At 68.0% G+C, this 19,793-nt stretch carries 19 protein-coding genes; 10 read left to right on the top strand and 9 right to left on the bottom strand.

Annotation, left to right across the window (positions count from 1 at the left end; translation table 11 throughout):
- Positions 1–242: 242 nt before the first annotated feature.
- Positions 243–812 carry a TspO/MBR family protein gene (locus tag AC1DRO_RS19430; protein WP_476952075.1) on the bottom strand — a complete coding sequence of 190 codons (570 nt, stop codon included), beginning with the start codon at positions 810–812 and terminating at the stop codon, positions 243–245.
- A gap of 114 nt (positions 813–926) precedes the next feature.
- Here AC1DRO_RS19430 and AC1DRO_RS19425 point away from each other — a divergent pair, with 114 nt between their 5' ends.
- Positions 927–2,000, top strand: coding sequence for a lipid II:glycine glycyltransferase FemX (locus AC1DRO_RS19425; RefSeq protein ID WP_476952074.1), 1,074 nt, complete (start codon positions 927–929; stop codon positions 1,998–2,000).
- A gap of 48 nt (positions 2,001–2,048) precedes the next feature.
- On the top strand, positions 2,049–3,545 hold the full coding sequence (locus AC1DRO_RS19420; protein ID WP_476952073.1) for a threonine/serine exporter family protein: 1,497 nt from the start codon (positions 2,049–2,051) through the stop codon (positions 3,543–3,545).
- Between the two features lie 196 nt (positions 3,546–3,741).
- Here the strand turns inward: AC1DRO_RS19420 and AC1DRO_RS19415 are convergent, their stop codons facing one another.
- Together AC1DRO_RS19415 and AC1DRO_RS19410 are read right to left on the bottom strand one after the other, a co-directional pair.
- The gene (locus AC1DRO_RS19415; RefSeq protein ID WP_476952072.1) at positions 3,742–4,581 is read right to left on the bottom strand and encodes a siderophore-interacting protein; all 840 of its coding nucleotides are present in this window, start codon (positions 4,579–4,581) and stop codon (positions 3,742–3,744) included.
- Between the two features lie 51 nt (positions 4,582–4,632).
- Complete coding sequence (locus tag AC1DRO_RS19410) at positions 4,633–5,439, bottom strand: uracil-DNA glycosylase (protein ID WP_476952071.1); 807 nt, start codon at positions 5,437–5,439, stop codon at positions 4,633–4,635.
- Between the two features lie 124 nt (positions 5,440–5,563).
- On the opposite strand from AC1DRO_RS19410, the gene AC1DRO_RS19405 reads away from it, so the two are divergent.
- From AC1DRO_RS19405 to AC1DRO_RS19380, 6 genes are all read left to right on the top strand, one after another.
- Positions 5,564–5,905 (top strand): DUF3263 domain-containing protein, encoded by a 342-nt coding sequence (locus AC1DRO_RS19405; protein WP_476952070.1) that lies wholly within the window; start codon positions 5,564–5,566, stop codon positions 5,903–5,905.
- Positions 5,906–5,998: 93 nt separating this feature from the next.
- Entirely contained in the window at positions 5,999–6,637 is a 639-nt protein-coding gene (locus AC1DRO_RS19400; protein WP_476952069.1) for a LytR C-terminal domain-containing protein, read from the top strand.
- Between the two features lie 158 nt (positions 6,638–6,795).
- Positions 6,796–6,999 carry a cold-shock protein gene (locus AC1DRO_RS19395; protein WP_026266832.1) on the top strand — a complete coding sequence of 68 codons (204 nt, stop codon included), beginning with the start codon at positions 6,796–6,798 and terminating at the stop codon, positions 6,997–6,999.
- A gap of 59 nt (positions 7,000–7,058) precedes the next feature.
- Entirely contained in the window at positions 7,059–8,327 is a 1,269-nt protein-coding gene (locus AC1DRO_RS19390) for an ABC transporter substrate-binding protein (protein ID WP_476952068.1), read from the top strand.
- A gap of 295 nt (positions 8,328–8,622) precedes the next feature.
- A complete protein-coding gene (gene groL / locus AC1DRO_RS19385; protein WP_079555368.1) occupies positions 8,623–10,260 on the top strand; it encodes a chaperonin GroEL in 1,638 nt (545 codons plus the stop codon).
- A gap of 135 nt (positions 10,261–10,395) precedes the next feature.
- Complete coding sequence (locus AC1DRO_RS19380) at positions 10,396–11,454, top strand: RNase H family protein (protein ID WP_476952067.1); 1,059 nt, start codon at positions 10,396–10,398, stop codon at positions 11,452–11,454.
- Positions 11,455–11,467: 13 nt separating this feature from the next.
- Here AC1DRO_RS19380 and AC1DRO_RS19375 read toward each other — a convergent pair whose 3' ends face one another.
- From AC1DRO_RS19375 to AC1DRO_RS19350, 6 genes are all read right to left on the bottom strand, one after another.
- Positions 11,468–11,755 carry a WXG100 family type VII secretion target gene (locus AC1DRO_RS19375; RefSeq protein ID WP_476952066.1) on the bottom strand — a complete coding sequence of 96 codons (288 nt, stop codon included), beginning with the start codon at positions 11,753–11,755 and terminating at the stop codon, positions 11,468–11,470.
- Between the two features lie 190 nt (positions 11,756–11,945).
- Positions 11,946–13,412 carry a sensor histidine kinase gene (locus tag AC1DRO_RS19370; protein ID WP_223914293.1) on the bottom strand — a complete coding sequence of 489 codons (1,467 nt, stop codon included), beginning with the start codon at positions 13,410–13,412 and terminating at the stop codon, positions 11,946–11,948.
- A gap of 2 nt (positions 13,413–13,414) precedes the next feature.
- Positions 13,415–14,125, bottom strand: coding sequence for a response regulator transcription factor (locus AC1DRO_RS19365; RefSeq protein ID WP_018775770.1), 711 nt, complete (start codon positions 14,123–14,125; stop codon positions 13,415–13,417).
- Between the two features lie 78 nt (positions 14,126–14,203).
- Positions 14,204–15,850 (bottom strand): DNA repair helicase XPB, encoded by a 1,647-nt coding sequence (locus AC1DRO_RS19360; RefSeq protein WP_223914292.1) that lies wholly within the window; start codon positions 15,848–15,850, stop codon positions 14,204–14,206.
- Entirely contained in the window at positions 15,847–18,351 is a 2,505-nt protein-coding gene (locus tag AC1DRO_RS19355) for a helicase-associated domain-containing protein (protein WP_476952065.1), read from the bottom strand. Before AC1DRO_RS19355 ends, AC1DRO_RS19360 begins: the two co-directional genes overlap by 4 nt.
- Before the next feature lie 10 nt (positions 18,352–18,361).
- Positions 18,362–18,595, bottom strand: a complete 234-nt coding sequence (locus AC1DRO_RS19350) for a hypothetical protein (protein WP_476952064.1) — start codon at positions 18,593–18,595, stop codon at positions 18,362–18,364.
- Positions 18,596–18,772: 177 nt separating this feature from the next.
- Between AC1DRO_RS19350 and AC1DRO_RS19345 the strand changes: the two genes are divergently transcribed.
- The gene (locus tag AC1DRO_RS19345; RefSeq protein WP_018776003.1) at positions 18,773–19,156 is read left to right on the top strand and encodes a cold-shock protein; all 384 of its coding nucleotides are present in this window, start codon (positions 18,773–18,775) and stop codon (positions 19,154–19,156) included.
- 8 nt (positions 19,157–19,164) lie between these two features.
- Positions 19,165–19,782, top strand: a complete 618-nt coding sequence (locus tag AC1DRO_RS19340; protein WP_476952063.1) for a DUF3027 domain-containing protein — start codon at positions 19,165–19,167, stop codon at positions 19,780–19,782.
- The last annotated feature ends 11 nt before the right edge of the window (positions 19,783–19,793 follow it).

Below are 19,793 nucleotides of genomic sequence, written 5' to 3'. Positions count from 1 at the left end.
CAACTATGGACAACCGGCTAACACCGGTGACGCCCGACATTCCTAGACCAGCGGCACCCCTCCAGCCGAACACCTCGTCCTGCGGTAACCAACCCGCGCATATCAGCCAGACAGCGCTCCCTCGTCGAACATGACGCGCCAGCCAACCGGACGACGCCGAAGAACGGATACGAAAAGAGCGGTCCAAGACAAACCAGCCCTGGACCGCTCACCCTTGCCCTATTGACAAGAACACCTACATATCAGTTGTGCAGTGCCGCCCAAAGGTTCAGCGAGGATGCGTACACGATCCACGACAGGTAGGGCAGCATCAGCAGTCCTGCCGTCCGGCTGATCGGTCCGAAGAGCACAACCGTCACGGCCACGGCCACGGCCAAAGCCACGATGATCCCGAACGCGATCCACAGCGCCGGCGTCCCGAGCGCCGGGTACAAGGCGAAGAAGACCGGCGTCCAGAGCAGGTTCAGCCCCAACTGCACGCCGTAGGCTGTCAGGGCCGCTTTGGACCCCGGGGCGCGGCTGCGCCAGACCAGCCACGCCGCGACGGCCATGGCGGCGTACAGGACCGTCCAGACGGGCCCGAAGACCCAGTTCGGCGGGGACCACGGGGCCTTGTCCGCGGTGGCGTACCAGCCGTTGACGTGGTTGGCCGTGGCTAGGCCGCCCAAGGCCGCAACGAGCGCCGACGCGCCGAGGAACAGCAGCAGCGCGACCACCTGGGAGAAGCCGCCGCCCGCGCCGCTTCCGACGCCCTTGGAGTGGCCGCCCGGCGCCCCGGGACGGCCTTCCAGCGGTTGTTGCTGAGCGTGCATGAGACCAGCGTAACCGCCTGACCCGGACCGGCGGCAGGGTGCGGACCGATAGACTTGGGGCTGCATGTCCGCATGCCGCCGAAGCTCGTACCGCAATGATTGGATACCGCACCCTTGCGAGAATTCACTGCCCGTTTTGCCTCTGCCGAAGAGATTGCCAACTGGGATGCCCACGTCACCGCGAACCCCAACGGCGGCAATCTCCTGCAATCGGAAGCCTTCGCCGAGGTCAAACAGCACTTTGGCTGGAAGCCCTTGCACCTGGTGTACGAGTCGGCCGATTACACGAGCTACAACCTGGTCCTTGAGAAGTCCTTTCCGGTCCTCGGCAAGCTCTGGTACCTGATCAAGGGACCCGACGTGGCGTCGGTCGAGGACATCCCCGGGATCGTCGCGGCGAACGCGGACTTCGTCAAAAGGGCCAAGCTGGGCGTCTTCGCGATCAAGTTCGAACCGGATGTTGTCCTGTCCGACGACGCCGCGCGGATCCTTGAGGGGGCCGGCCTGGTCAAGACCCACAACCTGCAGCCGAACGACTCCACGGCGCTGCTCGATATTGCGCCCGAGGAAAACCAGCTGCTGCGCAACCTGCACTCCCGGGGCCGCAACGCCGTGCGCCGCGCCATCCGTGAGGGCGTGGAAGTCCACAACGTCGAGCCCACGGAAGAGAACTTCCGGGCCATGTATGCCCTGATGACCACCACGGTGGAAGCCAAGTCCCAGGTCCGGGTGCGCGAGTACGAGTACTACCGCCAGTTCTGGACCAACTTCCTGGCCCGGGACCAGGGCAGGCTGCTCTTCGTGTACGAAAACGGGTTGCCCTCGGTGGGCGCGTTCGTGATCAACTACGGCCGCAAGGGAACGTACAAGGACGGCGGCTCCCTGCAGAAGCGTGGCCAGTACGGTGACTCGCACCTCGTGCAGTGGACCGCGATCAACCAGGTCAAGGACCTCGGCTGCACCGAATACGACTTCTGCGGCACGCCCCCGAGCGACAAGCTCAAGGACACGTCGAACCCGTTCCATGGGCTGGGGCTCTTCAAGACCAGCTTCAGCAAGACCGTGACCGACTTCGTCGGCTGCTATGACCAGGTCCTGAGCCCGCTGAAGTACAAGGCATGGATGACGGCGGGGGAGCGCGTCGCACGCCAGGTCTACACCCGGCGCACGGGCCAGCAGTTTTACTAACCGAGCCAAAGACAATCAAGGTCAGCCAAGGACAATGAGGAGGCCGGAATGAACAACGGAACCGACGGCCACCGCAGGCCACCCACGGACGGCCTGCCCCGGACCCAGCCAATGTCGGCCATGCAGGTGCGCCAGAACGCCGCCGCCAAGAGGATGCTGCGCCGCCTGGTCCAGGGCGAAAACCCGCCCACCGCGCCGATGAGCATCGTCGACCGGCTCGCCGGCAGCCCCTACGCCAACCCGATGATCCAGGTTGGCGGGGTGGACGCCGCAGCCCGCAAGACCATCGACTTCGCCCTGAAGCTGGCCGAATCCATGTTCCGGTACGGCGCCGGCGCCCTCGAGGTCGAGACCAGCATCATCGCCATCACCGCCGCGCTTGGCCTCAAGAACATCGAGGTGGACATCACCAACCAGTCGGTGGCCATCAACTACGCACCCAAGGACCAGACGCCCATCTCACTGCTGCGCGTGGTGCGGTCCTGGACCAACAACTACGCGGGCCTCTCGCAAGTGCACCAGCTGGTGACGGACATCGTGGCCGGCGGTGTCGGTCGCGAGGAAGCCGTGCGCCGGCTTGAGGACATCACCCGCAGCGCGAAGCCGTTCCCGCGGTGGATGGTCACGGTGGCCTTCGGCGTGTTCTCTGCCGTTTTCGTCGGTGTCCTGGGCGGCGGACTGGGCGCCTCGATCGTCGCGTTCCTCTCCAACCTTCTGGTCAGCCTGCTGGCCCGCCAGCTGGGCCGCTGGCGTACGCCGGACTTCTTCATCACTGCCTCGTGTTCGTTCCTGGTGACCATCATCGCCCTGCTGCTGTGGCGCTTCGGCAGCCCGCTGGGAGTGCAGATTGCCCCCGAAATCGTGGTGGTCGGCGGGATCCTGCTGCTCCTGCCGACGGGACGCCTGGTGTCCTCGGTACAGGATGCGATCAACGGCTTCCCCGTCACGGCGGCCGGCCGGTTCCTGTCCACCATGCTGACGTTCGGGGCGCTGGTCGCCGGCATCGCCGTCGGGTTCGTCGTGGGGGACATGACCGGCATGGATCCCATAGACGTCACCAAAACATTCCCGCCCAAGTATGACTTATGGGTGATCGTCATCCTGATCGCCATCGCGGTGCTGATGATCGGCATCACGGAACAAACCAGCTGGAAGCTGCTGCTGCCGACGGCGGCCGTGGGGGTGGTGGGCTACCTGGTTCTCATCGGCGGCGACGCCCTGGGCATCGGCTCCCGCTTCGCCCCGGCCCTTGCTGCCGTGGTGATCGGCCTGCTGGCCCGCGTCGTGGCCCTCCGGATGGGCGCCCCACAGTTGGTGGTGGCCGTTCCCGCCGCCCTGATTCTGCTCCCCGGGCTCACTATATTCCGGTCGATGTATGTATTGACCATCGAGGAATCGGAGATTCTCATGGGCGCCGGCGGCATGCTCAACGCCGGGGCCATCGTGCTCGGTGTTGCCGCCGGCATCGTGCTCGGCGACACCCTGGCGCGGCCCCTGACGCGGAGCCTGGCGAGCAACGAACGGCGCAGGGCCCGCCGCCGCTAGATCTTACGAGGAATGGCCGCCCGGTTCCCCGAAGGCGCCGGGTTTCCCCACTTTTGCCGGGACGCGACGGCGTGTCAGCCAGCCGCGCCGGCGTGTCCCGGCGTCGTGGCGGCAAAGGTGGGGAAACTCCGTAGCGCCAAATCTCGCTCTGTCAGATCTTGCCTCGTTAGATCTTGCGCCGTCAGATCTTGCGCCGTTAGATCTTGCCTATCGGCAGCTTCTTCTCCGCCTGGAAGTCGTCCTCCACCCGGCCCTTGGCCCAGTAGCCCGAGAGGGACACCTGGGCCCGCTCCAGCCCGCGCTGCACGTAGAACACGTCCCGGAGGCCCTTCATGTAGCCCCGCTCGCCGTGGGCAAAGACCTGCACCCGGCCCTCGGGCCACTCGGCATCGCGCACCGCCGTGACCAGCAGTTCGCTCTCACCGGCGGGGGCGCCGCCGCGCAGCAGCCAGCGCAGTTCGACGCCGGCCGGCCCGGCGATGGCCTGGACGTCGGCGTCGCTGTCCACTTCGAGCAGGGCGAGGCCGCGGGCATCCTCCGGCAGGGATTCGATCGCGGCGCCGATGGCCGGCAACGCTGATTCATCGCCGGCAAACAGGTACCAGTCCGCGGCCGGATCCGGGTTGTACCCGCCGCCGGGGCCGGTGAAAGTCAGGCGATCGCCGGGCTGGGCCGAAGCCGCCCAGGGGCCGGCGAGCCCCTCGTCGCCGTGGATCACAAAGTCAATGGCCAGTTCCTGCGCCGCCGGGTCCACCCAGCGGACCGTGTAGGTCCGGGTGTGCGGCCACTGACTGCGCGGCATGGTTTCCCGGATGGCCCACAAATCCAGCGGATCCGGGTATTCGACGCCGGGTTGCGGAAAGACGATCTTGACGTACCGGTCCACATAGTCGTTGTTGACGAACCCGGCGAAGCCAGGGCCCCCGGCGATGATCCGGACCATGTGCGGGGAGAGCTGTTCCCTGCGCAGGACCCTCAGATCGGTCTGGGGGCGCGAGTTCCGGGTGGCGGTGGTGGCTGCGGGGACGGATGTCATGCAGCTAAGCCTAACCATGAACCCCCGGCGGGAGCTTTGCGCATAGGCCTGTTACGGCAACGGCGGAAGCTCCCAGTCGACCGTCCCGTTGCCTTGTTCCAGCAGCAGGGCGTTGGCCCGGCTGAACGGCCGGGACCCGAAGAAGCCGCGCGAGGCCGATAGCGGGCTGGGGTGGGCGCTGGCGATCACGGCGGCGGACCCCAGCAGCGGCCGCACGGACTCGGCATCCTTCCCCCACAGGATCGCCACCAGGGGGGCATGGCCCGCACCGGAAACGGAGGAGCGGCCGGCGACGGCCCGGATGGCCGCCGCCGTCACAGCCTCCCAGCCCTTGTTCCGGTGCGAGCCCGCCGCGCCGGCACGGACGCTGAGCACCCTGTTGAGCAGCAGTACGCCTTGGTCCGCCCAGTGGCTGAGGTCTCCGTGGACGCGCGGGGGGAAGCCGAGATCGGCCTGAAGTTCCTTGTAGATGTTTGCCAGGCTGCGGGGGATCGGCCGGGTGGCGCCGTCCACGGCGAAGGACAACCCCACGGCGTGCCCCGGCGTCGGATACGGGTCCTGGCCCACCACCAGCACGCGGACGCCGGCCAGGGGCTGCCGGAAAGCCCGCAGCAGGTTTGCCGGCGAGGGCAGTACGCCGTGCCCGGCGGCCACTTCGCCCGCGACAAAGGCGAGGGCTTCGCGCAGCTGCGCCTCCACCGGCGCCAGCGGCTCCGCCCAGTCAGGAGCAACCAGCGCGTCCAGCGGCCGGCGCGCCAGGTCCTCGAAACTGAGGGCGTCCGCGGCTGCGGGCTCCAGCTCGAACAGCGCGTCGGGTTCACTGTCGGGATCAAACTCGGCATCAAACACAGCCCCCATTCTTCCCCAGCTGCGCCCCGTTTCTGCGCCCGCCCGAATGACAACCCTGTCATTCGGCCGTAGAATGGGGACTGACTTTTTACCGGATCCAGCCAGGTCTTTCGGAATCAACCAGGAGTGTGTCGTGGCCGAAACAGCGCAGGAGCACGTGCTCGCGGGGGATTCCGCCGTCTTCCCAACCGCCGGCACGGGCCTGGACGGGGTGTCCGCGGAGTCTGCGCTGAGCGCCCGCGACCAGCAGATGCTGTCCTTGGAGCGGCAATGGTGGAAGTACGCCGGGGCCAAGGAACAGGCCATCCGCGAGCTGTTCGATCTGTCCGCCACGCACTACTATCAGATCCTCAATGCCCTCATCGATACCGAGGATGCGCTGGCCCACGATCCCATGCTGGTCAAGAGATTGCGTAGACTACGTACATCACGCCAACGTGCCCGCACTGCCCGTCGTCTGGGAACAGATTCGTAAAGTCGCGTCACGAGCAGCCGGATCTGCACGTCCTGTTGCGTCCGTTCCGGCCTTGGGCACCCCGTATGAAATCAGCAAGGACGTCGTTTTACCATGACCAAATACGCTCGGGATGAATTTGATCGGGTCCCGGAGACCTCTACCCGGCAGGGAGTCCACCGGGCCGTCGCGGCATCGCGGCGGCGGAGCCTGGCGCCGATCCTGGCAGCCGGCTGCGTAGCCCTGGCCATCGGCCTGGTGGCCTTCCTGATCCTGCCGAAGCTCGGCTTCTCCGCAGGCCAGGCCGCGGCCGTGACCGCCGGTGGCAGCGCGTCCGCATCTGCCAGCAGCACCCCGTCCGCCACGAGCACCGTGAGCCCCAGTCCCACGCCGACGAGCCCGGACCCGGCCGGCACGGACGCCGCCGCCGCGCCGGCGGCTTCGCCGTCAGCTACGCCGAGCGCCACAGCCGCCGCTGTCGACAAGACGCAGCCGGTGACGATCTACAACGCGACCACCACCGCCGGCCTCGCCACCCGCGTCGGCGGCACCGTCACCTCCGACGGCTGGGTCCTGGGCGAGACAGGCAACTGGGGCGGTGTCCCGCAACAGACGTCGGTGATCTTCTACAGCGGCGTCGAGCAGAAGGACAATGCGGAGGCACTCGGAGCCCTCCTCGGCGTCGACACCCTCGTCGACTCTGCCGAGTTCAACAGGCCCCTTGTCGTCGTGCTCGGCCCCGGCTACCAGTAGCCAATCCGGTTACGCCTCAATAACTATTAGGCGGCGGCCCTGCCCGCCGCCGCCGTTCCTAGGGGACGCTGTGGGTACAGTATCTGCGGATTTCTCTTCGCAGTCCGCGGCGCACATCGAGGTGGGCCGCACGCAAGCTAGCTGAAAGTGTGGACACAATGGCACTGGGAACCGTCAAATGGTTCAACGCCGAAAAGGGCTACGGCTTCATCACCGTGGACGGGTCCGAGAACGACGTCTTCGTGCACTGGTCCGCGATCGTCGGGGAAGGCTACCGCGCCCTGGACGAGGGCCAGCGGGTGGAACTGGAAGTCGGCGAGGGCGAAAAGGGCCCGCAGGCCGAAAGCGTCCGGCCCGCCTAGTGGTACTGGCTGCCGTCACGAACGCCCCAAGGAACGCGGCCGGGCGCCGCGGAGGACATTTGCCGTTGGGCCGCGCCCTGGCGGCGGGCACAGTAGCGGCCCTGGCCCTGACGGGCTGCCTGGGCCCCGCGGGCAGTGCCCGCGTGGCCAGCGCGGACGCCAGCGGTGACGGCACCCTGCGCATCGGCCTGATCCTGGACAACACGGGCAAGCAGAACTTCCTCAACGCCTCCGAGCTCGCGGCGGCCAAACTTGCCGTCAAGGAGATCAACGCTGCTGGCGGCCACAAAGGCAAACCGGTGGAGCTGCTGCCGGAAACCATCAGCACGGACACCGCCGCCCAGGCGAAAGCGCTGGTTGCCGCCAAGGCCGACGTCGTGATCGGCCCGACCGATTCCAGCCGTGCCCCGGCCGCCATCGACGTGCTGGCCAACGCCAAAGTAGCCGTGATCTCCCCGGCCAACACCGCCGCCGCGCTCAGCAACTACAAGAGCGGCGGCTACTATTTCCGCACCTCGGCCGCCGACATCGCCCAAGCATCCGTCCTCGCCAAACTGGTCAAAGACGGCGGCGCCAGGACCTTGGCGGTGCTGCATGAGGAAGGCGACTACGGCAAAGACGTCGCCGCCGCCGTCGGCGGCGCGGCGAAACAGTCCGGACTGGAAGTCGTGGCGGACGCGGAGTTCACCCCCGGCCAGGCGCAACAGGCTGCCGCCGCCGCCAAAGCCGCCAACCCCGACGCCGTCATCCTGGTCTCGCGCGACGGCGCACAGGGCGCCATCGCCGAGCTGAACAATGCCGGCCTCGCCGGCAAGAAGCTGGTCCTCAGCGACGGAGCAGTCAGCAAGTACGGTTCTGGCCTGGGCGCCCGGGCGCTCGAGGGTGCACGCGGGATCCTGCCCGGCGTGTTTCCCTCCGCCGCCTTCCAGGCGGACCTCGTGGCCGTTGATCCCGGGCTGAAGGACATGGTGTTCGCCGCCGAGACGTACGACGCCGTCGTCCTGGCCGCCGTCGCCGCGGCCGCCGCAGAGGACGACGCCGGGACCTCCATCGCAGCGTCCCTCGTCGCGGTCTCCGGCGGAACCCCCGCAGCAGGCGGAACCGGGGCCGGCGGCAGCCAGGCGCCCAGCGAGTCATGCACGAGCTACAAGGACTGCATCGGCGTCCTCCGGGCAGGCCAGCGGCCCGACTACGACGGCCAGTCCGGACGGATCAACTTTGATGCCCACGGCGACATCACCGAAGCGAACTATATGGTTTCGACTTACGGCGAGGACAACCTGCCCACGGTGGACGGCACGGAAACCGCGAGCAGCAGCGGTAGCTGATCGCTCGTAGCGTATTGTGCCCGCGTGGCGGCCGGTTCCGGCCGGCCACTGCTTGCACTCTCCCCGGGGGAGTGCTAATTATTGATTTAGCACTCCAGCGCACTGACTGCTAACACGACGCCCGGTCCGCCCGGCCGCGAAGTGGGGCAGCCGGTCCAGGAGCTAAAGAAACACCTTGCTGGGGTGAGATCCCGGACCCGGCGGCATACAGAGGCCGCGGGGTAGGGATCGTCCGTCGCGGGCACCACAGCGAAGGTTCATTCTTAACGACTGTCCCGAAAGGACTACTGCCGTTATGGCCAAGATCATTGCATTTGATGAAGAGGCACGCCGCGGTCTTGAGCGGGGCCTGAACATCCTCGCCGACGCCGTCAAGGTCACCCTCGGCCCGCGGGGACGCAACGTCGTCCTCGAAAAGAAGTGGGGCGCCCCCACGATCACCAACGATGGTGTTTCCATCGCCAAGGAGATCGAGCTGGACGATCCCTACGAAAAGATCGGCGCCGAGCTGGTCAAGGAAGTTGCCAAGAAGACGGATGACGTCGCAGGCGACGGCACCACCACGGCAACCGTGCTGGCACAGGCCCTCGTCAAGGAAGGCCTGCGCAACGTCGCGGCCGGCGCTGACCCGCTGTCCCTCAAGCGCGGCATCGAGAAGGCTGTTGACGCGGTCACCGTCGAGCTCCTGGCCTCCGCCAAGGAAATCGAGACCAAGGAAGAGATCGCCGCCACCGCGTCAATCTCCGCCGGCGACAACGAGATCGGCGCCCTGATCGCCGAAGCCCTCGACAAGGTCGGCAAGGAAGGCGTCATCACCGTCGAGGAGTCGAACACGTTCGGCCTCGAGCTGGAGCTGACCGAAGGCATGCGCTTCGACAAGGGCTACATCTCCGCCTACTTCGTCACCGACGCCGAGCGCCAGGAAACGGTCCTTGAGGATCCGTACATCCTGATCGTCAACTCCAAGATCTCCAACGTCAAGGAACTGGTTGCTGTCCTGGAAAAGGTCATGCAGTCCAACAAGCCGCTGCTGATCATTGCCGAAGACATCGAGGGCGAGGCCCTGGCCACCCTGATCGTCAACAAGATCCGCGGCACCTTCAAGTCCGTCGCCGTCAAGGCTCCGGGCTTCGGCGACCGCCGCAAGGCGCAGCTGGCCGACATCGCCATCCTCACCGGTGGCCAGGTCATCTCCGAGGAAGTCGGCCTCAAGCTTGAGACCGCCGGACTCGAACTCCTTGGCAAGGCCCGCAAGGTTGTTGTCACCAAGGACGAGACCACCATCGTCGAGGGTGCAGGCGACGCCGACCAGATCGCCGGCCGCGTGTCCCAGATCCGCGCCGAGATCGAGAACTCCGATTCCGACTACGACCGCGAGAAGCTGCAGGAGCGCCTGGCCAAGCTGGCCGGCGGCGTTGCAGTCATCAAGGCCGGCGCCGCAACCGAGGTCGAGCTCAAGGAACGCAAGCACCGCATTGAGGACGCCGTCCGCAACGCCAAGGCTGCTGTCGAAGAGGGCATCGTCGCCGGCGGTGGCGTTGCCCTGATCCAGGCCGGCGCCAAGGCATTCGCGAACCTGCAGCTCTCCGGTGACGAAGCAACGGGCGCGAACATCGTCCGCGTTGCCATCGACGCCCCGCTGAAGCAGATCGCCTTCAACGCCGGCCTCGAGCCTGGCGTCGTCGTGGACAAGGTCCGCGGCCTGCCCGCAGGCCACGGCCTCAACGCCGCCACCGGCGAGTACGTCGACCTGCTGGCCGCCGGCATCAACGACCCGGTCAAGGTAACCCGCTCTGCCCTGCAGAACGCGGCTTCCATCGCCGGCCTCTTCCTCACCACCGAGGCCGTTGTAGCCGACAAGCCCGAGAAGGGTGGCGCCCCGATGGGCGGCGGCGACGACATGGGCGGCATGGGCGGCATGGGCGGTTTCTAACCACCCGCGCCAGCCATCACCGGCTGTTCGACGACGGCGGTCCCACCTTCGGGTGGGGCCGCCGTCGCCGGTTAAACGCTGTCCCTGTCCAAGGGAGCGTCGGTGGGCGTCGGCGGGTTCTGGCAGGATAGGTCAGTGACGATTACAGCAGCGGCCGACGGTTCGGCCTTAGGAAATCCTGGCCCGGCCGGCTGGGCCTGGTACGTGAACGACGACTGCTGGCGGGCCGGCGGATGGCCCCACGGCACGAACAACCAAGGCGAACTGATGGCGGTGCTGGACCTGTTCCGGGCAACGGCGCACGTGCCCGGGGAAGACCTGCTGATCCTGTGCGACAGCCAGTACGTCATCAACGCCGTGACCAAGTGGATGCCCGGCTGGAAACGCAAGGGCTGGCGCAAAGCCGACGGCAAGCCGGTGCTGAACGTGGACCTCCTCAAGGACATCGACCAGGCGCTCGTGGGCCGCAAATACACCTTCGAGTGGGTGCGGGGCCACGCGGGGCACGAGCTCAACGAGGCGGCGGACGTCCGCGCCCGGGCAGCGGCCACGGCCTACCAGCAGGGCGTGGCCGTCCGGCAGGGTCCCGGGTTCGGCACCCCGGAGGGCGAACCGCCAGCGGGCAAGACACCGCAGGGCAAGACACAGCAGGACAAGACACCGCAGGGCGAGACACAGCCCGCCGCCCCGCAGCCCGACGCCCAGCCCGCCGCCGCCCCTGCGGCCCCGATCCGGCCGCAGGCAACCCCGGCGCCAGCCGGCCAGCAGGAACTCTTTGGCGCGCCGGGGACCTACGACGAACCGGACCTCTTCAGCGAACTCGAAGAAGAACCTGCCGTGGACCTGGCGGAGGCCAGCGCCGAAGCCGTCGTCGAGTCCCTCGAACGCGAACTGCTCCGCCCCGAAACCCGGGCGGACCTGGGCCGCACGGGCGTGCTGCTCCACCCGGACTTCACCGAAATCGGCAGCTCCGGCCGGATCTGGACCCGCGACGCCATGATGATGTCACTCGAGGACAACCCGGGCGGAGCCGTGGAGCTGGAATTGTTGGGAGCGGACCGGCTGGGTGAGAAGACCATCCTCCTGACCTACCGCAGCCACACCCGTGAGGGATCGGCCCTGCGCAGCTCCCTGTGGGTCCTTGAAGGCGCGCAATGGCGCCTCCGCTTCCACCAGGGCACACCCGAGGCCTGAGGGCGCGTGCGGCTCACGTGAAGCGCTGCGCATTTCCCAGTTCCGCCTGCGCATAGGTGGCGGCAGCGGAGCTCAGCGCGAGGTTGATGGACGCCAGGGACGCCTCGACCCTGCCCTGGGTCAGCGTCCACTCGGCCACGAGGGTTTGGAAATTAGTCGCCGCGGAGCCCCGCCAGCTGCCCTGGAGCTCGTCCAGCCCCCGCTTCATGGCGTGGACGTCCGCGCTGATCCTCTCCACCGTGGCCTGGACGTTGGCGGACTTCAGCTGGAGGAGTTCCGTATCGACGGAGATGATGCTCATGGAAATGCCTCTCGAATGCTCGGGAGGCGGCCGCGGCCCGGCGGAGCACGGTGAACGTCAGCGGGTCAGCGGTGAGGTATCGCGATGACATTTTCGGTGAGAGCCGGCGGGAAGCGGCTGCCTCATCCGGATCTTCCGGACACTACGAGCGTAGGCGGGCGGCGCGCCGGCCGGACACCGGCGTCGGCCCCTATGTGGATAAGTCCGCTGTGGACCGTTCCGTGGCCTCTTCGTCCAGGAGCGGGATGCTGACCACCAGCGTGGCACCGCCGCCGTCGGTCTTCCCGACCCGCACGGACCCGGAATGCGAGCCGACGATGGCGGCCACGATCGCCAGGCCAAGTCCGCTGCCGCCGGTCTCCCTGGTCCGGGAGGTGTCGGCCCGGTAGAAGCGCTCGAAAATACGGGCCGCCTCCTCATCCGGAACCCCCGGTCCGTGGTCCCGGACCTCGATCACGGACTGCCGTGTTCCGTCCGGTGCGGTCCGGACCCCGACGCCAATTTCGACTGGGGTGCCCTCCGGCGTGTAGCGCAGGGCATTGCCGACCAGGTTGCTGACCACTTGGCGCAGTTTGGCTTCGTCGCCCAGCACCGGGGCGGCGGCCGGGGCCGCGCCGTCAATCCCGGTGAGGGTGATGGTGCGGCTGCGGTCGCTCGCCTGGGTGTCCACCACGGCGTCGTTGGCCAGCAGCAGCAGGTCGGCGGGTTTCTGCTGCAACGGCCGCTGTTCGTCGATCCTGGCCAGCAGCAGCAGGTCTTCGACCATGGCTCCCATGCGTTTGGCTTCGCTTTCGATCCGCCCCATTGCCGTGGCCACGTCTTCCGGAGTGGACAACGCCCCGTGCCGGTACAGCTCGGAGAACCCGCGGATGGTCACCAGCGGGGTTCTCAGTTCGTGCGAGGCGTCGGCGGCGAAGCGCCGCATCCGCGCCTCGGACGCCATCCTGGCGGCGAAGGCCGTCTCAATGTGCGCGAGCATGGCATTGAGCGAGCTCCCAAGCCGGCCCACCTCCGTGCCCGGGTTTTCCACCTCCACACGCTGGGACAAGTCTCCCGCGGCGATCGCGGCGGCAGTCTTCTCCACCCGCGCCAGCGGCCGGAAGGACCGCGAAACAGTCCAGGTGGCAATGAAGAACGCCAGCACGAGCGTCAGCAGGCCCACGCCCACCACCACCAGGGCAGCGTGTTCCATCACCGAATCCACGGGGTCCAGCGGCAGCCCGATCACCACGACGGCGCCGCGGTTGTTGTTGTCCACCACGCTGACGGCCACCACCCGCCAGTTGCCGCCCTCGGATCCGCGGACCTGGAACGGCATCTGCTGGCGTTCCCGGGCCTCGACCGAGGAAAAGGTGCTGAGCGCGGGGTGGGACTCCTTGTCGCCGCCGAAAGTGTAGGGCGGAAGACCGGGGCTGAAGAGCATCAGCGAGTAGTCGGTGGGAACGGTGGAGTTGGTCTCCTGCAGCTGGCTGAAGGACTGCTGCTGCCGCGCGGATTCGACGGCGGCCCGGAGCTTGTCATCCACCTGGCCCTGCAGGAAGCTGTGCAGCAGCGTCAGCGTGCCCGCCCCGGTAGCCGTGAGGGCCACCAGCATGAGCGCCATCATGATGGCCACGAGCTGCGAGCGCAGCGACGCCGATTTCCAGCGGTACAGCAAGGTCAGCGCTTCTCGGCAGTCCGCAGAACGTAGCCGACGCCGCGCTTGGTCTGGATCAGTGCCGGGGCATCGGGATCGATATCCACTTTGCGGCGCAGGTAGGAGATGTAGGACTCCACGATCGAGGCGTCGCCGTTGAAGTCGTACTCCCATACATGGTCGAGGATCTGGGCCTTGGACAGGACCCGGTTCGGATTGAGCATGAGGTAGCGCAGGAGCTTGAATTCCGTGGGCGAAAGCTCGATCACGGTCCCGCCGCGGCGGACCTCGTGGGCGTCGTCGTCGAGCTGGAGGTCATCGACCCGGATCACGGCGTCGTCGTCCACCTGGGGTTGGGTGCGCCGGAGTACCGCGCGGATGCGGGCCACCACCTCGTCGAGGCTGAACGGTTTGGTGACGTAATCATCCCCGCCCACGGTCAAGCCGGTGACTTTGTCCTCGGTGTCGTCCTTGGCCGTGAGGAACAGGACCGGGAAGTGCTTGCCGGCGGCGCGCAGGCGGCGGGTAACGGTGAAGCCGTCCATGTCCGGCAGCATGACGTCCAGCACCGCCAGATCGGGGGAGTGCAACTCAGCAGCAGCCAGTGCCTCGCGTCCGCTCCCGGCCGAGACGACTTCGAAACCAGCGAAGCGCAGGGACGTGGAGAGCAACTCGCGGATGTTCGGTTCGTCATCGACGACAAGCAGCTTGGCTTCGGGACCGTTCTTCTTCATGTTCCCATGATGCTCCCAGACTCTGGGAGTTTTCTGAATGGAGGTTGTGTGTTGCATGGCCGCATCCCCGGCACCCGCCTAGCCCGCGGTGCCGACGTCCTTGGCGTCCATGATCCGGTAGGCGTACCCCTGCTCGGCGAGGAACCGCTGCCGCTTCGCGGCGAAATCCTGGTCCAGGGTGTCCCTGGCCACGAGCGAATAGAACCGGGCGGAGCGGCCGTCCTTCTTCGGGCGCAGCAGCCGGCCCAGGCGCTGGGCCTCCTCCTGGCGGGACCCAAATGAACCGGAGACCTGGATCGCGACCGACGCCTCGGGCAGGTCGATGGAGAAATTGGCGACCTTGGACACCACCAGGGTCTGCACCTCGCCGGCGCGGAACGCGTCGAACAGCCGCTGGCGCTCCTTCACCGACGTGTCGCCCTTGATCACCGGCGCGCCCAGGCGCTCGCCGATCTCGTCGAGCTGGTCGATGTACTGCCCGATCACCAGGAGCTGTTCCCCGGCGTGTTCGGCGACGAGTTCTTCGACCACCCGGGTCTTCGTCTCGGAGGTGGCACACAGCCGGTATTTGTCGGCGTCCTCGGCCATGGCATAGGCCACCCTCTCGTCGCGGGGCAGGTCCACCCGGACTTCCACGCAATCGGCCGGGGCGATGTAGCCCTGGGCCTCGATGTCCTTCCACGGCGCGTCATAGCGTTTCGGACCGATCAGGCTGAAGACCTCGCCCTCCCGGCCATCCTCCCGCACCAACGTCGCGGTCAGCCCGAGCCGACGGCGGGCCTGCAGGTCCGCCGTCATCCGGAAGATCGGCGCGGGCAGCAGGTGGACCTCGTCGTAGATGATCAGGCCCCAGTCGTTGCCGTCCACGAGCTCCAGGTGCGGGTACAGCCCGCCGCGCTTCGTGGTCAGGACCTGGTATGTGGCGATCGTGACCGGCCGGACTTCCTTGACGGAGCCGGAGTACTCGCCGATCTCCTCCTCGGTCAGCGACGTGCGTTTGAGGAGCTCGTCCTTCCACTGCCGCGCGGCGACGGTGTTGGTCACCAGGATCAGTGTGGTGGTGGAGCTGGTGGCCATGGCGGCCGCCCCGACCAGCGTCTTGCCGGCGCCGCAGGGAAGGACGACGACGCCGCTGCCGCCGGCCCAGAAGTTCTCCGCGGCCAGTTGCTGGTAGGGCCTCAGCTTCCAGCCCGATTCGTTGAGCATGATGGGGTGCGGGGTGCCGTCCACGTAGCCGGCCAGATCCTCGGCCGGCCAGCCAAGCTTGAGCAGCAGCTGCTTGAGTTGGCCGCGCTGGGAGGAATGCACCACCACCGTCTCGCCGTCGATCCGTGGCCCGAGCAACGGGGCGATCTTCTTGGCGCGGCTGACTTCCTCGAGCACCGGGTAGTCGGAGGTGCGCATGACCAGGCCGTGCTGCGGGTCCTTCTCCAGCCGGAGCCGGCCGTACCGGGACATGGTCTCTTCGACGTCGATCAGCAGGGAGTGGGGCACCGGGAAACGGGAGTACGTGAGCAGGGTGTCCAGCACTTTCTCCGCGTCCAGCCCGGCCGCCCGGGCGTTCCAGAGCCCCAGCGGCGTCAGCCGGTAGCTGTGCACATGCTCCGGGGCCCGCTCCAGCTCGGCGAACGCCGCGATGGCGTGCCGGGCCTCCGTTGCGAGTTCGTGGTCGACCTCCAGCAGGATGGTCTTGTCACTCTGGACGATCAGGGGCCCGTCATTCACTGGAACAATTCCTCTGTAGCTTCTACGTCGATAATGCGGTGGATGGACAGGACCCGCTCGATCTCCTTGTCCGGATCGAACACCCGCACCCGCCCGCCATTCACAGCTACCGGAACAACCGTCTCGCGGGTGGCATTCCCCATGCTGTCCACGACGTTCATGATGACCCGCTGCCTGAGGCGGATCGCCTTCAGCAGGGTCTCGAGGCCCAGCTGGGTCGCTTCCTCGCTGCCCGGGGCCGCCGGCGGGTGGGCGCCGGCGCCGGCGCCGGCGCCCGGCCCCCGGGACCCGTTGGCGCGCAGCACGGCCAGTTGGGCCTCGATGTCGGCCTCCGGCGGAGCGGTCCGCGGGGCTGTGTAGACCGGCCGGCCGCTGCCGGGCGCAGGGGTGCTGCGGCGCAGCCGGACGATCGCGGAGGCAGCTTCCTCCAGGACCGGGGCGAGCCCCAGACCCCGGAGGGCCTGGGCGGTTTCCCGGGGCGCGGCGTGGGAGACGACCACGGTGGGCGCGACGCGCACCAGCCCGAGGCCGGCCGCGGCCGGGGCGTTGAGCAGTTCCAGCAGGGCAGCCTCGTCCTCGCTTTGGATAAAGCTGGCCGCGGCCCCCACCCGGAGCCGGGAATGGCGCGCGGCAGTGTCTTCGATGAGGTACTGGAGGGGCTGCGGGATGGCGGTGGCCGAATGCTGGCGCAGGAAGTCCAGCATCGCCGCGGCGTCCTGGCCGGCGTCGAGGGCCCGGCGCACGGAGGTGACGGAGAACCGGTAGATGGTGGCCGGTCCCTGCCCTTCGGCCGTGGCCATGGTCAGGAGCCGTTCGCTCAGTTCGGGGTCGAGGTAGCCCGGCGCCACCGCCGTCAGGTCCGCCTGCAGCAACACATGCTGCAGGGCCGCCGGCAGGTGTTCGCCCAGGATCCCCAGGGCGTCGTCCGGCTGCTCGGCGGCGATCGCGGCGCCAAGCTGGCTCAGCGCCCCGGAGCCGATCAGGCCGAGCATCTCGGCCTCCGCGAGGATGCCGCGGATCAGCGAGCTGAAGCGCCTGGCCATCCGGGGCTGCGTCCACTCGGCACGCTCCAGCACGGCGGCGGCATCGAGGACGGGGGCCTGCCCGTCGGGCGCCACGGCCTCGAGGGTGAGTTCGTGCAGGATTTCCAGGACCCGTTTGCGGACCACCGGGGCGTCCGGCCGCTGCGCCTCGGCGGAGAGCGCATTGATGGTGGTCCCGGCCGGCCCCCGGTGCCCTGCCGGGCCCGGGGCGGCAGCATTCACCGGCTGGCCCACGAGGGACGGTGCGCGCTCGCTGGCCAGCCAGGCGTTGACCAGCCACAGCCACTGCTCCTGCCGCGGCAGCGACAGCCACTCCAGCTGCGGCGGCTGCACCCACGCAGAACTGTCGACGTCCAGGCGCAGCAGACCGGCCATTCCGCAGAACTCCGCGAGGACGCCGGCCTCGTGCACTTCCATCCGCAGGGAATCCGCCAGCCGCTTCATCTCCCGGACCCCGACGCCCCCGCTGCGCAGCGTCGCCAGCGGCTGTTCCCGCACGGTGTAGAGCACTTCGCCGACGAGCCGCAGCGTCTCGGCGATGGCGCCCAACGCGGCGTTTCGACGCAGCCCCGCGCTCGTGTTGCCCAGCCGGGGGACGGGCGGCGTGAGCGAAAAGTTCTCGATGACAAACCCGCCGCGCAGCGACACTCCGACGCTGTGCGGCAGTTCGACGTGCGCGGCGTCCAGCGGTACCAGCAGCCCGCGCGCCAGCAGCCAGTCCACGGGGCCGACGTCGGCGCCTTCGTGGAGCACGGACGCCCGGCGCTGCGCCTGCGGGACGGCGCCCATGGCCCAGTTCCCGAACCGGGCCAGAAGGGCAGCGGTCCGGTCCGGTGCGGTGGCCAGGATTTGCTGGAGCGATTCGGGTGTTGCCGTCCAGTGCTGCAGGGACAGGGCGGCTTCCATCGGCGTCGTGGCGGGGGAGATGGACGCCCCGGCGCGGTGAAGTTCGCCCACCAGCTGCACCACGCGCTGTGCAAAAGCAGGCTGGAGCCGCACAAGTTCGGTGTAGCTGCGCCCCAGCCCCGCTGGGTAGATGCCAATCACGTCCTTGAGGCTGCCGACCGGAAGGTAGTGGCGCTGCTTGGCGGCGGCGGGGGTCGCGCCGTGCGGCGGATCAGCGCGGTGGACGAGGGCCAGTTCCTGCAGGGAATGGAGGAGCCGGTCGACGGCGGCAACCGAGGAGCCGTTGATTAGTTTCTTCAGCATCGCCGCCGACGCGCTGTGCCCGGTATCGGCGTTGGTGCACAGGTGCAGGGTTTCCAGGACCTGCATCTGCGGGCGGTTGAGCCGTTCGAGTGCCCGCTGCACGCTGACGCGTCCGCTGGCGCGGGCGGCGAGGGCGGCGAAGTCCGGGACGCCGGGAGAAATCAGGTCCGGCCGCGCGGAGAACAGGGCCCGCAACGATTCGTCGCTTCGTGCCTGAAGTTCCTTGCTGAGCGCGCGGATGAGGGACATCGCTCCAACGTTACCTTTCGCCGGGCCCGCGCGGGCGGCGCCGGGCTGCCACCGCGTCGACAACGAGGGCCAGCATGAGCAGGAATGCCACCGGGAGGCCGTAGAGGGCCGTCGAGGTAATCCAGGCGGGCGCCACGGCATTGTTGAAGGCCATGGCCATGACAGCGCCGACGGCAACGAGGGACAGCACAGCAAGGGTGGCCGCTGCGATCATCAAAGGCCGCCGGTAACGCGTCAGTGTCATGGGGGCAACGCTAACAGTCCGGCATCGCCCGCGCCTCAAGCCGTTAAAGTGAACCAGGCAGGATAACCTTGGAGATACAGACCAACACGGTCCGGGCAGTCATACCCTGAACCCGCGTATCCATGCGGATGCGGTGACCGCTGGCCGTGTCCCCGCAGAACGAAGAAGGTTGATTACGTGCCTACCGGCAAGGTCAAGTGGTATGACAAGGAAAAAGGCTTCGGATTCCTCGCGGGCGAGGACGGCCAGGAAGTCTTCCTGCCCAAGTCCGCGCTGCCCGAAGGCATCACGGAACTCAAGGCCGGCACGCGTGTTGAATTTGGTGTAGCCGACGGACGCAAGGGTGCCCAGGCCCTAGGCCTGCGCGTGCTGGACAAGACGCCGTCCATCGCCAAGGCAAAGCGGCCCAGCGCCAGGGACCTTGCCCCGCTGGTCCAGGACCTCGTCAGCGTGCTGGACAACCTGTCCGGGACCCTGTCCGCGGGCAAGTACCCGGAAGGCAACAAGGGCAAGGCGATCGCAGCGGCCCTCCGTAAGGTCGCCGACGAGCTGGACGTATAAGGCTTTTGATGACTCAGGAACCTGATCAGTTGCCAGCGCCGGATGCCGGAACCGCAGCGCCCGCCGGGGCCAAAGCAACCGGCTCCAAGCAGGGAATCCGCCCGCGCGCCGGCGTGCCCGTCTGGCGCACCGGCAAGCCTGACGCCTTCCTGGCCGCCGCCGTCGACGCCGCCCGCACCGCGGTGGAGGGCATTGCCCCCGCCGAGCAGATCGGCGAGCACCTCGGTGCCCGGAGCGAGGGCGACCGCCTGGTGACCCACCTGTTCGAATCCAGGCTCCCCGGATACCTGGGCTGGCAGTGGTACGCCGTGCTGACACGCAACTCGCGCTCCAAGGTGGTCACGGTGGACGAACTTGGCCTCCTGCCCTCCGAGGACTCCATCCTGGCACCGGCATGGGTTCCGTGGGCCGAACGGGTCCGCCCGGAAGACGCGCAGGCTGACGAGGCTGCCGAGGCGCCGTCCGGTTCCGAAGCGCCGTCCCAGGCGTCCGACGCCGACCAGCAGGATGACCCCGACGCCGACGCCGACCCCGACGACGACACCGACGACGACGACACCGACGACACCGACCCCGACGACGCCGACGACGCCGAGCGGGAACGCTCAACGGGCGAGGCCGACTAGCGGTTGGGAGC

It is taken from the genome of Arthrobacter sp. P4_F11 (assembly GCF_056401395.1).
Note: the sequence above shows the minus strand (reverse complement) of the source record. Positions and strands in the feature narration are given on the sequence as shown.

Coding starts and splice junctions, on each gene's coding strand:
- AC1DRO_RS19430 (WP_476952075.1), bottom strand. CDS start 812: ATGCACGCTCAGCAACAACCGCTGGAAGGCCGTCCCGGGGCGCCGGGC.
- AC1DRO_RS19420 (WP_476952073.1), top strand. CDS start 2,049: ATGAACAACGGAACCGACGGCCACCGCAGGCCACCCACGGACGGCCTG.
- AC1DRO_RS19415 (WP_476952072.1), bottom strand. CDS start 4,581: ATGACATCCGTCCCCGCAGCCACCACCGCCACCCGGAACTCGCGCCCC.
- AC1DRO_RS19410 (WP_476952071.1), bottom strand. CDS start 5,439: ATGGGGGCTGTGTTTGATGCCGAGTTTGATCCCGACAGTGAACCCGAC.
- AC1DRO_RS19400 (WP_476952069.1), top strand. CDS start 5,999: ATGACCAAATACGCTCGGGATGAATTTGATCGGGTCCCGGAGACCTCT.
- AC1DRO_RS19395 (WP_026266832.1), top strand. CDS start 6,796: ATGGCACTGGGAACCGTCAAATGGTTCAACGCCGAAAAGGGCTACGGC.
- groL (WP_079555368.1), top strand. CDS start 8,623: ATGGCCAAGATCATTGCATTTGATGAAGAGGCACGCCGCGGTCTTGAG.
- AC1DRO_RS19375 (WP_476952066.1), bottom strand. CDS start 11,755: ATGAGCATCATCTCCGTCGATACGGAACTCCTCCAGCTGAAGTCCGCC.
- AC1DRO_RS19365 (WP_018775770.1), bottom strand. CDS start 14,125: ATGAAGAAGAACGGTCCCGAAGCCAAGCTGCTTGTCGTCGATGACGAA.
- AC1DRO_RS19355 (WP_476952065.1), bottom strand. CDS start 18,351: ATGTCCCTCATCCGCGCGCTCAGCAAGGAACTTCAGGCACGAAGCGAC.
- AC1DRO_RS19350 (WP_476952064.1), bottom strand. CDS start 18,595: ATGACACTGACGCGTTACCGGCGGCCTTTGATGATCGCAGCGGCCACC.
- AC1DRO_RS19340 (WP_476952063.1), top strand. CDS start 19,165: ATGACTCAGGAACCTGATCAGTTGCCAGCGCCGGATGCCGGAACCGCA.